The sequence below is a fragment of the Stenoxybacter acetivorans DSM 19021 genome, from assembly GCF_000745895.1.
GTDB lineage: Bacteria > Pseudomonadota > Gammaproteobacteria > Burkholderiales > Neisseriaceae > Stenoxybacter > Stenoxybacter acetivorans.
Genome location: NZ_JQKE01000004.1, coordinates 73,257 through 87,153 on the forward strand (window position 1 = coordinate 73,257; position 13,897 = coordinate 87,153).

General features: G+C 44.4%; 13 protein-coding genes. 6 read left to right on the plus strand and 7 right to left on the minus strand.

Annotation, left to right across the window (positions count from 1 at the left end; genetic code table 11):
- Window positions 1-68: 68 nt before the first annotated feature.
- The gene (gene rpoB, locus Q384_RS00345; RefSeq protein WP_037585244.1) at window positions 69-4,253 is read right to left on the minus strand and encodes a DNA-directed RNA polymerase subunit beta; all 4,185 of its coding nucleotides are present in this window, start codon (window positions 4,251-4,253) and stop codon (window positions 69-71) included.
- Between the two features lie 493 nt (window positions 4,254-4,746).
- Between rpoB and lspA the strand changes: the two genes are divergently transcribed.
- Window positions 4,747-5,253: a signal peptidase II gene (gene lspA / locus Q384_RS00355; RefSeq protein WP_037585247.1), complete on the plus strand. Its 507-nt coding sequence runs from the start codon at window positions 4,747-4,749 to the stop codon at window positions 5,251-5,253.
- A 182-nt stretch (window positions 5,254-5,435) separates the two neighbouring features.
- Here lspA and Q384_RS00360 read toward each other — a convergent pair whose 3' ends face one another.
- The 6 genes from Q384_RS00360 to Q384_RS00385 all read right to left on the minus strand — a co-directional run bounded on the left by Q384_RS00360 (window position 5,436) and on the right by Q384_RS00385 (window position 11,514).
- On the minus strand, window positions 5,436-6,104 hold the full coding sequence (locus Q384_RS00360; protein ID WP_037585248.1) for a sulfate/molybdate ABC transporter ATP-binding protein: 669 nt from the start codon (window positions 6,102-6,104) through the stop codon (window positions 5,436-5,438).
- A gap of 26 nt (window positions 6,105-6,130) precedes the next feature.
- Window positions 6,131-6,811, minus strand: a complete 681-nt coding sequence (gene modB / locus Q384_RS00365) for a molybdate ABC transporter permease subunit (RefSeq protein WP_037585249.1) — start codon at window positions 6,809-6,811, stop codon at window positions 6,131-6,133.
- 3 nt (window positions 6,812-6,814) lie between these two features.
- Window positions 6,815-7,597 (minus strand): molybdate ABC transporter substrate-binding protein, encoded by a 783-nt coding sequence (gene modA / locus Q384_RS00370; protein WP_037585250.1) that lies wholly within the window; start codon window positions 7,595-7,597, stop codon window positions 6,815-6,817.
- Window positions 7,598-7,825: 228 nt separating this feature from the next.
- Window positions 7,826-8,863 carry a stealth family protein gene (locus Q384_RS00375; protein ID WP_037585251.1) on the minus strand — a complete coding sequence of 346 codons (1,038 nt, stop codon included), beginning with the start codon at window positions 8,861-8,863 and terminating at the stop codon, window positions 7,826-7,828.
- Complete coding sequence (locus tag Q384_RS00380) at window positions 8,853-9,947, minus strand: glycosyltransferase family 4 protein (protein WP_037585252.1); 1,095 nt, start codon at window positions 9,945-9,947, stop codon at window positions 8,853-8,855. The genes Q384_RS00375 and Q384_RS00380 overlap by 11 nt, the downstream gene beginning before the upstream one ends.
- A gap of 82 nt (window positions 9,948-10,029) precedes the next feature.
- Window positions 10,030-11,514 (minus strand): lipopolysaccharide biosynthesis protein, encoded by a 1,485-nt coding sequence (locus tag Q384_RS00385; protein WP_051940211.1) that lies wholly within the window; start codon window positions 11,512-11,514, stop codon window positions 10,030-10,032.
- 300 nt (window positions 11,515-11,814) lie between these two features.
- On the opposite strand from Q384_RS00385, the gene Q384_RS00390 reads away from it, so the two are divergent.
- From Q384_RS00390 to Q384_RS00400, 5 genes are all read left to right on the plus strand, one after another.
- Window positions 11,815-12,216, plus strand: coding sequence for a hypothetical protein (locus Q384_RS00390; protein WP_037585253.1), 402 nt, complete (start codon window positions 11,815-11,817; stop codon window positions 12,214-12,216).
- Window positions 12,217-12,227: 11 nt separating this feature from the next.
- Window positions 12,228-12,377 carry a hypothetical protein gene (locus Q384_RS13030; RefSeq protein ID WP_156956371.1) on the plus strand — a complete coding sequence of 50 codons (150 nt, stop codon included), beginning with the start codon at window positions 12,228-12,230 and terminating at the stop codon, window positions 12,375-12,377.
- 209 nt (window positions 12,378-12,586) lie between these two features.
- Window positions 12,587-13,066, plus strand: coding sequence for a hypothetical protein (locus Q384_RS00395; RefSeq protein ID WP_037585254.1), 480 nt, complete (start codon window positions 12,587-12,589; stop codon window positions 13,064-13,066).
- 25 nt (window positions 13,067-13,091) lie between these two features.
- The gene (locus tag Q384_RS13035) at window positions 13,092-13,244 is read left to right on the plus strand and encodes a hypothetical protein (RefSeq protein WP_156956372.1); all 153 of its coding nucleotides are present in this window, start codon (window positions 13,092-13,094) and stop codon (window positions 13,242-13,244) included.
- Window positions 13,245-13,380: 136 nt separating this feature from the next.
- Complete coding sequence (locus tag Q384_RS00400; RefSeq protein WP_037585256.1) at window positions 13,381-13,851, plus strand: hypothetical protein; 471 nt, start codon at window positions 13,381-13,383, stop codon at window positions 13,849-13,851.
- Window positions 13,852-13,897 lie beyond the last annotated feature (46 nt).

The following is a 13,897-nucleotide window of genomic DNA, read 5'->3' on the forward strand; positions in this document are numbered from 1 at the left end:
TGCCTGAAAAATTAATTGATGTGTTTGAAAAAAGGCAGGCTCATAAAGCCTGCCCTGATGAGAAGATATTATCGGTGGCGTTCCAAGTCAATGTCTAAGCCCAAAGAACGAATCTCTTTGACAAGTACATTGAACGATTCCGGCATGCCGGCTTCGATTTTGTGTTCACCTTTAACGATGTTTTCATACATTTTGGTGCGTCCGGTTACGTCGTCTGACTTCACAGTGAGCATCTCTTGCAAAGTATAAGATGCGCCGTAGGCCTCCAGAGCCCAAACCTCCATCTCACCAAAACGCTGACCACCGAATTGTGCTTTACCGCCCAAGGGTTGTTGGGTTACCAAGCTGTACGGACCGGTAGAACGGGCATGCATTTTTTCGTCCACCAAATGGTGCAGTTTCAGATAGTGCATCACGCCCACAGTTACTTTTCGGTCAAAGGCTTCACCGGAACGGCCGTCATACAAAGTGATTTGGGTTTTGCTGTCATTAAAGCCCAGTTTCTGAATATCCGTGTCATCGCTCGGATACGCCAATTCGAGCATGGCTTTGATTTCGTCTTCGTGTGCGCCGTCAAATACGGGAGAAGCAAAAGTCATGCCTTTGGACAAATTACGTGCCAGTGCCAGAATCTCATTGTCTTTTAAGGCTTTCAGATTTTCTTTTTTGCCGCTGTGATTGTAGAGTTTGTCGAGGAACGAACGAATATCTTTTATTTTGCGCTCTTCAGCCAGCATTTTGCTGATGCGCTCGCCAATGCCTTTTGCCGCCCAGCCCAAATGCACTTCCAAAATTTGTCCGATGTTCATGCGGCTCGGTACGCCCAAAGGATTTAACACAATATCCACGGCGCGGCCATCTGCCATATACGGCATGTCTTCCACCGGCAAAATACGCGAAATCACCCCTTTATTGCCGTGGCGGCCTGCCATTTTGTCGCCGGCTTGCAAGCTGCGTTTAATGGCAATGAATACTTTCACCATTTTTTGCACACCCGGCTGCAATTCATCGCCTTGAGTGAGTTTTTTCTTTTTGATTTCGTATTGTGCGTCGGCTTCTTCACGTTTTTGCTGTAAAGCGGCTTTGATGAGCTCCACTTGTTTGGCAATGGTATCATCTGCTAAACGAATATCAAACCAATCGTGTTTGCTTGGCAAAGAGGCAAGATATTCGGCAGTAACCGGTTTGCCTTTACCCAATTTCAAAGGACCGCCGTTGGCTTTTTGATCAATGATTAAACGCTCAATACGGTCAAATGCGTCTTCATCAAACACTCGCAGCTGGTCGGCTAAATCTTGGCGGTAGCGTTTTAATTCGGATTCAATAATGGATTGTGCGCGTTTGTCGCGGGGAATGCCTTCGCGGGTAAACACTTGCACATCAATAACTGTGCCGCTCATGCCTGTAGGCAAACGCAGAGAAGTGTCTTTTACATCACTGGCTTTTTCACCGAAAATCGCCCGCAGCAATTTTTCTTCGGGCGTAAGCTGGGTTTCGCCTTTTGGGGTTACTTTACCCACCAACACATCACCGGCTTCTACTTCTGCACCGATATACACAATGCCCGATTCGTCCAAGCGGTTTTGCATGCGTTCAGACAAATTGGGAATGTCGCGGGTGATTTCTTCCGCGCCCAATTTGGTGTCCCGCGCCACCACGTTCAATTCTTCGATATGAATGGTGGTGTAGCGGTCATCTGCCACCACGCGTTCAGAAATCAAAATGGAATCTTCGTAGTTGTAACCATTCCACGGCATAAAGGCGATGGTCATGTTCTGACCCAATGCCAATTCACCCAAATCGGTAGATGCACCGTCGGCAACCACATCACCGCGCTGCAAAACATCGCCTTTTTGCACAATCGGACGTTGGTTGATGTTGGTGTTTTGGTTGGAGCGGGTGAATTTCACCAAATTGTAAATATCCACGCCCACTTCACCGGCGGCGGCTTCATCATCGTGTACACGCACCACCACGCGGTTGGCATCAACATAATCCACCACGCCGCCGCGCCGTGCAGTGATGGCGGTTGCACTGTCAATGGCAACATCACGCTCAATACCGGTACCCACCAATGGTTTTTCGGCACGCAAACACGGCACGGCTTGACGCTGCATGTTCGCGCCCATCAAAGCACGGTTTGCGTCATCGTGTTCCAAAAACGGAATCAAAGAAGCGGCAACCGATACCACTTGATTGGTTGCTACGTCCATGTATTGCACACGGTCAGGCGTTGCCATAATGGTTTCGCCTCTTTCGCGGCAAGTAACCAATTCATCAATCAAGCGGCCTTTGTCGTCCAACTCGGCACTTGCTTGTGCAATCACATAGCGGCCTTCTTCAATGGCGGATAAATAATCAATGTTATCGGTAACTTTGCCATTTTCCACGCGGCGATAGGGAGTTTCCAAAAAGCCGTATTCATTGGTACGGGCATACACCGATAAAGAATTAATCAAGCCGATGTTCGGACCTTCCGGCGTTTCAATCGGGCAAACACGTCCGTAGTGCGTGGGGTGTACGTCGCGCACTTCAAAGCCGGCACGTTCACGGGTCAAACCGCCCGGACCCAATGCCGATACACGGCGTTTGTGGGTGATTTCTGACAGCGGGTTGGTTTGATCCATGAATTGTGATAATTGGCTGGATCCGAAAAATTCTTTAATGGCAGCGGAAATGGGTTTGGCATTGATTAAATCGTGCGGCATTAAATTTTCAGATTCCGCTTGGTTCAACCGCTCTTTAACGGCACGTTCAACCCGCGCCAAACCGTTGCGGAATTGGTTTTCAGTCAGCTCACCCACTGAACGCACACGGCGGTTGCCTAAGTGATCAATGTCATCTACTTCGCCTTTGCCGTTGCGTAATTCCACCAAAGTGGCAATGCTGGCAACGATGTCGGCAATCGACAGCACAAACGTGCCTTCTTTTTCCGCACCGGCAAAGGTTTGATTCATTAAGCGGTCATACCACGTGCCTTTTTGCGAATCAATTAAATGGTGTCCGTAAGTACGGGCATTGAATTTCATGCGACCGACGCGGGACAAATCATAGCTGTCTTCACTGAAAAACAGGCGGTTAAACAAGGCTTCCACTGCTTCTTCGGTGGGCGGCTCACCCGGGCGCATCATGCGGTAAATGGCAATCCGCGCTGCTTGCCGATCGGTAACTTCATCGGTGCGCAGGGTGTGTGAAATATAGCCGCCCTGATCCATATCGTTGACGTAAAGTGTGTCAATTTCACTCACGCCTTGAATATCGAAACGCGCCAATAATTCTTCGGTGATTTCGTCATTGGACGATGCTAAAATTTCACCGGTATCTGTAATAATGACATCGCTTGCCAATATTTTGCCGATTAAACTTTCCGGCTCAATTTGCAAACGTTCGATTTTGGCGGCGGTGATGTCGCGAATGTGTTTGGCGGTAATGCGTTTGCCTTGTTCTACCAACACTTTGCCTTTGCCGTCAATAATATCAAATTTAGCGGTTTCTCCGCGCAGGCGGGAGGGTACTAAAATGGTTTCCACGCCGTCTTTGGATAGGAAAAAGTGTTCTTTATCGTGGAACATTTCCAGAATTTGCTCGCCGGTGTAGCCCAAGGCTTTCAGTAAAATGGTTACCGGCATTTTGCGGCGGCGGTCAATACGGAAATACAGCAAGTCTTTTGGATCAAACTCAAAATCCAGCCAAGAGCCGCGATAGGGAATGATGCGGGCAGAGAATAATAATTTGCCGGAAGAGTGGGTTTTGCCTCGGTCGTGCTCAAAAAATACCCCGGGCGAGCGGTGTAATTGCGACACAATAACGCGCTCAGTACCGTTAATGACAAACGAACCGCTTGATGTCATCAGCGGAATTTCGCCCATATACACTTCATTTTCACGCACTTCTTTAACCACATTGGGTTTAGATGACTCTTTGTCCAAAATCACCAAACGAATGCGTGCACGTAACGGCGAGGCATAGGTCATACCGCGCAATTGACATTCTTGTACATCAAACAGCGGTTCACCCAGCACGTAATGCACAAATTCCAAACGTGCATAACCGTTATGACTCACAATCGGAAAAATAGACAGGAAAGCTGCCTGAAGGCCTGATTCTGCGCGCTGGTCAAAAGGGCGGTTGTTTTGCAGGAATTCAGAGTAAGAATCCAATTGGGTGGCCAATAAAAAAGGGACTTCCACGACATTGGCGCGTTTGGCAAAACTTTTGCGAATGCGTTTTTTTTCGGTAAAAGAATAGGACATGGGCGAAGCTCCAAAGGGCGGGTTTGGCAAGCAATGCTTTCTTGCGTCAAGTATTTGATTGTTTGAAAAGAAAATCAGCGGTTTTGTATTTTACATACAACAAAATAAAATCAATGAAAGCAAAACACCGCAAGGCGGCTGTCTTGAGAGCAGACAGCCTTCGGCAGTGTCAGTAAAAAATTGGGTTAATTTAAAAGAACTGATTATTATACCTTATTTTTTAATAATATGTTTAACTGGGGAATAAATATTTATGTGGTGCTTTGACAAAGTATAAAGCATGCGGCAAGCTGGGATACTGAATTTGTTGTGCCGAGTTTTGTCATCGGCCATTTTATTTCCAATAAAATTGGTGTCCGACAGGATTTTTCGGCTGTTTTTGCAGATAATACGGTTTTTTGGAATCATACCACTGCATTGTTGTTTTGCGCAGGGCTACCGTTGTTGTCCTGCTTTCATTTTTAACATTAACCAAAAATTAAACGGCATTCTTATGAATTTAACCCCCACCCAGTTTGTGCGCTATATCGCCGTCATTTTCTTTGCCATAGCGGCAGATCAGTTGAGTAAATGGCTGGTTTTGACGCGTTTTAATTTTGCCGAGCGGCTGAATATTGTCCCGAATTTTTTTGATTTAACCTTGGTTTTTAATACCGGTGCTGCGTTCAGTTTTTTGGCAAATGCCGGCGGCTGGCAAAAATTTTTCTTTCTCGGTTTGGCGGTTGTGGTCTGTGGTTATTTGCTGCGTGCTATTTGGAAAAATGAATTCGGCAGCGTGGGTAAGTGGGGCGCGGCTTTGATTGTCGGCGGGGCGGTCGGTAATGTGATTGACCGCCTGGTTCATGGTCATGTAATTGATTTTTTGCTGTTTTATATTAAAAATTGGTATTATCCCGCGTTTAATGCTGCCGATAGTTTTATCTGTGTCGGTGTGGTTTTGCTGTTGTGGGACGGATTTTGCAGTAAGAAAGATGTTGATTTAATTAAAAAAGCACGTTAAAACACAGCCGCGATACTGAAAAATAGGCATGTATCAAGATTGCAGATATTCGTGAACGATGTGGCAATTGCTTATTTTATTCGTAAAAACCAGTTGCTGCGGCTTATGCGCATGGCATCAGCTTGGTTGCTGATGGCACGCAATTTGGCAGTCATTTAGCAGTAAGCACGGTAACAACCGTTTTATTCGGCTCGTAAATGCCCGTTTTCCATAATCCACACGGCGTCAGCCAAGGCATTAACGTCGGCTTCGTCATGGGTAATCAACAAAACAGGCAGGTTTAAGCGCGTTTGCCATTCAAGCAGCTCGCGGCGCATTTTTTGGCGCAAATTTGCATCAAGTGCGGAAAAAGGTTCGTCCAAAAGCAGGGCTTGCGGCTCGGTAATCAAAGCGCGCGCCAGTGCGGTTCGCTGTTTTTGCCCGCCCGATAATTGTGCGGGATAGTGTTCTGCCACATTCTGCAAATCCATTTGTGTCAGCCAATAATCGGTTTCAGGCAGCCTTTGGTGCTTTTTTGGGTTGAATAAACCCGTTGTTAAACCGAAAGCAATGTTTTGGCGCACGGTTAAATGCGGGAATAGAGCATAATCTTGAAAGACAAACGCCAGCCGCCGCTTGTTTGCCGGTGCATTGATTTTTTTGGCGGCATCAAAAAAAACCTGTTGATTGAAGCGAATCTCGCCTGTGTCAGGGGTGAATAAACCGGCAATGCTTTTGAGCAGCAAAGTTTTGCCGCTGCCTGAAACCCCGAGTATTGCGTTGCGTTTGGCAGAGGTTTGAAACGCTGCCGACAAACAAAATGTTTTGTTGTCGGGTGCGGATAAGGTTTTTTGAATATTAACGTGAAACATGAGTGTGTTTGTGAAACATGAGTATATTATTGTGAAGTGAATTTGCGGTTTCGTCGGCGGGAAAGCGTATTCACCGCCAACAGCAACACGGCGCACACGGCAGAAATAATCAATACCAAACTGTTGGCAACATCGTCCTGCCCCGCTTGTACCGCTTCATAAACGGCAATCGAAAGCGTTTGGGTTTTACCCGGAATGCTGCCCGCTACCATAATGGTTGCACCGAATTCTCCCAGACAACGGGCAAACGCGAGCAGTAAACCTGCCAGAATGCCGTGCTGTGCCAAAGGCAGCGTTACCCGAAAAAACACCGCCCGTTCGGGCAGACCCAATATCACGGCGGCTTGCTCCAATTGTGTGCCCAAGGTCTCAAAAGCGGCGCGGGCGGGCTTATACACCAGCGGAAACGATGATACACAAGCAGCTATCACTGCCGCTTGCCAAGTAAAAATCAAATGGATACCAAAATAATCCGCCAGCCATTTGCCCAAAAAGCCTTGTTTGCCAATCAATACCAAAAGGTAGTAACCCAATACCGTTGGCGGCATGACCATGGGCAAGGTGCAGAAAATATCCAATATTTCTTTGCCCCAAAAGGTTTTCTTGGCGGCAAGATAAGCCAAAGCAATACCGAAAACGGCATTAATCGCTGTTGCCCATAATGCCACTTTCAGTGATAGCTGCAAAGCCTGCCAAGCGATACCCATACGTTATTTTCCGTGCAATGGTTTAAAGCCGTATTGCGTCAAAATATTTTGTGCCGGAGCCGATAACACAAACCGAATAAAACGCAAAGCGGCATCTTTGGGCGGCTGATTGTGGTTTACTGCCGCAATCGGATAAACAATGGCGGTTGGTACAGGTAAATTTAAACTTGTTTTAACGGTGTTTTGCATCTGCTTTGCATCGGTGGCAAACACCAAACCGGCATCGGTTTCATCACGAGCCACATAATTTAAAGCCTGCCGAACGTCTTGTGCTTTAATAAATTTTGGCTGCAATGCTTGCCATAACCCTGCTTGCGTCAATACCAGCTGCGCATAATGTCCGGCGGGTGCGGTGTCGGGATTGGCGATGGCAATTCTGCCAATGGCTTGTTGCTGTAAGTCTGACAATTGCCGCAAAACAACATTGCTGTTTTTCGGCACAATCAGCACCAATTCATTGCCCGCAAATACCTGCCGATGTTGTGGCATAATTAAATTTTTTTGCTGTGCTAAATCCATGGTGAGTGTATCGGCAGAGGCAAATACATCAGCCGGTGCACCATTTTCAATTTGCCGCAATAAAATGCCCGATCCGCCGAAATTCAGGTGCACCGTGTCTTGCGGATATTGCTGTTCATAGGCTTTGGCAATGTCTTTGAACGCATTGGTTAAGCTGGCTGCCGCTGACACCACAATATCCGCTGCCAGCAGGCTGCCTGAAAACAAACACAAAAATATGCTGAGCAGCAAACGTTTGCCTAAGCTGCGGGTGGTTGAATTGTTCATGATTTTCCTTTCATTAAGAATGTCAGTGTGCTAATGCCGCAGTACCGATTTTTGCCGGTGCAAGACATTAAGGCAAGAATAACACGGACGGTACGGGAAAGAGAATAATATCAAATGAGGATTGGTATCATCATTATTAATAATTAAGTAATGGCGTTTCATATTTAAACAGAATAAAAGCCAATCGGCGTATTTTTAATTCGAGATTCAACAGCATCTAAAGCGCAGTCAGTATTCAAACGGTGCTTTTTCAGGCAGCCATTTTTCTAAAACATGTTGCAATGCGGTTTTAAATTCAGTTAATGCGGTTAAGTCGGTTTTTTTAAAAGCGTCATTGAGGCAAGCAAAATGAATTTTCGGGTGTTGCTGAAGGTAATCAGCGGCTTTTTGCAGTTGGGTGAGGGTGGCGATATTGCGCACAAAGCCGTCGTTGTGCCATTGCGGGATAAATTGCCCCGAAGCCAAATGCCAATAACGGTACAAATAGGCGGTTAGATCATTATCGGCGCGGAAGCGGTTGGCTGAAGAGATGCACATGGCTTTGCCGCAATGTTGGTAAACCTGCTGTAAGGTGGTTTTGGTATGGGCTTGAGGCAAATGCCAGTGTGCAAACCAAAAATAGCGTTTGTAAAAAAAATAAAGCAACGCATTGCTGATTTTTGCTGTTAACGGATAGCTTTTGGCAAACAAATGTTCCTGTTTTAATGTGCCAATGGTGTGGTGTTGATTGATGAGTTCAACGGCGTTATTCAGCGAAGCAACCCATGTGCTGCTGCCGCGCAGCAAGGTGAACAGGCGGTTGCGTTTCAGCCAGCCGTGGTGAATAAAATCAACCGGCAAGCCGTGCTGAAAAAAGCGTTCCGGTGATATGGGGCGCAAACACATTGTATCGTCGTTTAAATACACAAAATGTTCGCTGACATCATCAGGTAAATTCACCAAATTCATTTCAATGGCAGATGAATTGAAGGTGGGCAGATGCGCTGTGTTGAGAAACAATTGCCGATGGGTGATGATTTTGATTTTGGGGTGATTGATGTTCAGCCACGGCGGCAGATGTCCTGCGGTAATCAACACAATATGGCGATACCATAGGCAATTTTTGGCAATCCCGCGCAATACATAGCGTAAAGTGCCTAAATCCTGATAACGAGTAATACCGGCAGCATCTGCATCTGCTGTTTGTTTGGGTAAATAACGCTGTTTTTCAGCCAGCCATTCAGGATCGGTATCGTCCACCCACGGCAAAACGAAATCAATTTCCATGATTATCCACTTGTTCCAATAATTGCCGCCACTTTTGATAGATATTGGCGGGTGTATAGGCAGCGGCATTGTGTTTACCCGCTTTACCCAATTGTTCGCGCAAAGTTTCGTTTGCCAATAAGCGGTTTAATGCGGCGGCAAATTGTTGGGCGTCGCGGTAAGGAATCAACAGACCGTCTTGCTCGTGCTGAATAATGTGGCGCGGTCCGTGGTTGCAATCATAGGAAACAATGGGCAAACCCAGAGACTTGGCCTCCAGCAAGGTCATGGGAAAACCCTCTTTGAGTGAACTGCAAACATACACCGAAGCGGACAAATATTCGGGTATCACTTCTTTAACAGCGGCTTGCAATATGACTTGCCCTTGTAATTGCTCTGCTTCGATTAAGTCTTGCAAACGCTGCTGCATTTCTCCCTTGCCGACAATATACAATTGCCAATCGGGATATTGGCGCAACACCGGTTTGATTTCCCGAATCAATAAATCATAACCTTTAATGGGCGCGAATCTGCCGAGTGTGATGATTTTTTTTGCCGCATAATCAGGTAATGGCAAATGCTCGGCGGCAAACGGCAGGGCATTGGGAATAACACATACATTGTTTAAACCGTTTTTTTGCTGATAAGTGTTGCGGTCTTCTTCGGTTAAGACAACTAAGGCATTTAAATGGCGGTAAATGCCTTTAAGCCAATTAACTTTGGGTCCTCCTGTACCATACGCACCGTGGTCACACCCGATAATTGTATTTTTTCTGAATAGGCGAAAAACACTGAACGCCAAATTACTCCACACATCTGTGCTGATATAAATTCGGTCTGATTTAATGTTTTTTAGCAGCCAGAAAATCAATTTAATCTCATAAACAATCTTCAATAATCTTCTGTGGGTATGCTTGCCAAAATTCAAATGTTGGATAGATAAGTTTGGGGGAATGTCATAGGTACAAGTATCATGATTGGCAGATTCAATACTGGTTAAATACACTTGATGACCCTGCTGAATAAACAAACGTGCTGTTTCCAATACCACACGTTCCCTGCCGCCAAGCGGATTGACATCGGGAATGAAAAAATGGATTTCCATACAAATTCCTTTTAATTTTATATGATTTTTTATCTTTTTTTACTTAAGCATCAATGCTTAGCTTCGCTGAAAATATCATTATTCATTGTGTGTTTTTGCGAAAAACCGTCCATAGCCGATACCACACACCAAACAGCACGGCACAAACCAAGCTGACAGCAGTAGCCGTTTGCAACCATGCCGCATAGTTGTTGATGGTTTGTTCGCGCAGTGCAAATATGCCCGCCGCCGTCAACGCCGTTGCCAGCACTGCCGTACCGATAATCAGGACATAAGTGCGCCATTGAGATAAGTGAATAATACGGCGATGACTGTAATACACCATTTCCGCTCCGCGCAACAAAAATGACAGCACCGCGCCGCCGAGTAAACCTGCCAAACCGTAGTGGCGGATTAAAATCACCGAGGCAATCAGGTTAATGCCGGTTTCCAGCAAGGCTTGCGGTTTGGTTTGGCGATAATGCCCCGCCGCCATAATCAGCGTAACGGCGGGAATGCGGCAGTTCTCAATAAACCCTGCCAATAAAAACATCAACGCCAATGTGGGCTGATGATAATCGGCATCGGTCATATTCGCGGTGTAAAGAGTGATAAACGGCATAAATAAAATGGCGGTTGCGCTGTAAATCCAGCCCAAGGCGCAGAAAAAGATGATTTCATAACGCAGAAAGTGTTGCTGTGTTTTTGCCAATTCGCCGTGCAGCGTGTGTCCGAAAATGGCTTGCATGCCTTGTGAGGCCGTTTGCAAAAACAGTTTTACGCCCATAAACACCAGCGCATAAACGGCATACACACTGGCATCTTTGAGTGTCAAAAACAGAGTAATCAACACCAAGGGTGAACTGAATATCACCAAGGCACACAATTGATGAAACAATACGTCCCACGTTTGTTCAATGTGATAAGCATTTTTTTTGTGCCAATGAAAATGCAGGTCCGAATAAGTGTGGCGCACATAAAATGCGGTCAGCCCGATTTTTAACAGCAAAACGGCAGAGGCGACACATTGAACCGCCACAATGGAATAGCCCCATTTAATCAGCACATACGATGCCGCCACATTACCCACAACGCTAACCGCTTGCACGGCAGACAAAACATATTGTTTTTGATCGGCAGCAAGCAATACGCGGTATGTGCCGAACAGAAAAAAATCCAGCACATTGATAAAACCCAGCAACAAAACCATGATCAGTGTTAATTGCGGGCTTAATTCATGGCGGGTAATCCACGCATAAACGCACGCCAACAGTATCAAAGCGGGAATAAACAGGCTGCCTGAAAAGCGATACAGCCGCCGCACCGATGCCAAAATACGGTTGCGCAATGCAATATCACCACGAGCCAGCGGCTGATACAAAGCCACAATACCAGCCGCGCCCACGCCTGCTTCCAGCAGGGTTAAATAGGAGATAAATTGTTTGGCAGAGGCAATCATGCCGTTGATTTCCGAGCCGTAATACACAATGATCAAGGGCGGCAGAATAAAACTGCCCACGGTGTTGATGATTTGCAGCAACAGATTGGCGGAAATATTTTTAATAACGAGGGTGCGGACGGCGGGCATGGTGGTTTAGTGGTTGGGCTTCGCCGTTAATCCATGGATTTCATGGTGTTGAAGACGGGCAGGCGTTCTTGAATTCGTGATAATTTGGCGTGGTTTAAGTGTGCGAGATGCAGACATTATTAAATTTTTATCGAGTTGTACTGCAATATATCATACTAGGGTCTGTGGATATTTAAAACTCAGCATAGTCATTTCAGCAGCACAAAAATAAATCATCACCGAAAAAGACAAATCCGTTTTATCGGTTCTCATTGTAACTCGCTTATATTCTTTCAACTGCATAAAGTAATTTTCAACCAATTGAGTATCATCTTCAGCAGCAAAACCGCACCCGAACCACTGCTTGACCCCTTTAGTGATTACCTTGATACGGTACATTATTATCGTGCTGATAACATCAGCGGCTTAATACAGCAAGGCGGTAATGAGACTGAACTGCCGACAGACACCACACCATACGGCGATAATCAAGACAATGAATTAACCGGCACACCGTATGATGATGAAATTTATGGTTTGGCGGGCAATGATACTTTGTATGGTTATTACGGCGATGATGTGTTAAACGGTGGCGACGGTGATGAAGAAAGTGCTATTAAAACCCTGTATCACGGCAACAATTATCTGGGTAGAGGCAGCAGTGTGGCATGTTGTTTGGAAATTGTGAAAAAGCCTAATTTTACCGTTGCATACCTAAAATAAAGGGGAGTAATATGCTGAAAAATGTTAAGCAGCATCGCGTTATCTATCTGTATCTTTGTGAGGATTGGGTAATGTATTCGATGAACCAAAATTTACTAGACAGGCTGCCTGAAAGCATGGGACTGAGTTTCCATGCTTTCAGGCAGCCTGTCTGTGCTTAAATTACAGGTTCTGAACTCTACTACTTTGTTGCATAGTAATAGCGACAGTATAGTGAATAGCAAAAAAGCATAGAATTTAGCTATTTACGAAAGCATTTTCTGTAAAATATTTTCGCAAATGGCTTGATTAGCAAACAAAGGCATACAGCCTGAGCAGTAAAAATCAAGGGTTTGATTATTTACCATACTTTAAACTAAGGATATATATTATGGCTTTTGTGAATGAAATTATTTCTGAGGAAGATATTCAGAAATATGGGCTTGATGAACTTATGGGTGATTTCTATCCTTTCGATCTTGATTGGGGTAAAGGAGGAAAAGGAAGACCACCTTTTTTCAAGCATGTTTGGACAATAGACCGTGAACGTGATATTTATTTCATGATGGTTAAAACAATTAAAGAAATAGGATTGAGTGATAACCCAGAACCAACAAACAAAAGAATTGCTGTTCTTAATTTTCAAGGGTGGCGTGTACCTTTGATAGTTGAACGTACCCATTGCCCGCATTCTTTTTCAGATAATCCTTTTTTGCTTGCTTGGGATTTATTGGAAATAGATACTTCAAATGTACCGGAGATGTCAAAAGAATCTGTTATTACTGTATTAAAAGATGCGCTTACTATTTATGGTTATAACAGTGCGAAAAGCAAACAAAGTCCTCATACCGTTGTTGAATTCAGTTTTTAATCACTAAAATTTTAGGAGAATCAAAATGTCACTAACCATGATAGAAGCCAATGCACTTCTTGCCAATGTTTCTACTGATGAAGATTTGCGTAATCTGATTGCTCAACTTGATGTTTCCGGTTCAGGTTCTACTACTTTGCTGTATAGCGGCAGTATAGTGAATAGTAAAAAAGCATAGAATTTAGCTATTTACGAAAGTATTTTCTGTAAAATATTTTCGCAAATGGCTTGATTAGTAAATAAAGGTATATTGCCTAAGCAGTAAAAATCAAGACTTTGATTGTTTACCACACTTTAAATAAAGGATACATATTATGGCTTTTGTGAATGAGAGAGTTTCTGAGGAAGATATTCAGAAATATGGACTTGATGAATTAATGAGAGAGTTTTTTCCTTTTGACAGAGAATGGAAAAATGGAAGACCGTCAGGGTTTTGGTACTCATGGACGATAGACCGTAATAGAGGTATCTATTTTTTAATAACAAAAACCATTACAGAGACAGGTGATAGTGGGCGTCCAGAACCAACAAATAAGAGAATTGCTATTCTTAATTTCCAAGGAAAGCGTATCAGTTTAATAATTAAACGTACTTATTGTTCACCTTCTTTTTCTGATAATCCATTTCTAGTTGCTTGGAGTTTACTGGAAATTAATACTTTAGAAGTCCATGAAATTGATAGAACAAATATAATTGATATTCTTAAAGAAGCACTTTCAGTTTATGGCTACAGAGGTGCTTATAGCAATAGAGCAACTAATGTTGTTGTTAAATTTAATTTTTAATCAATTTTTTAATCACTAAAATTTTAGGAGAATCAAAATGGCACTT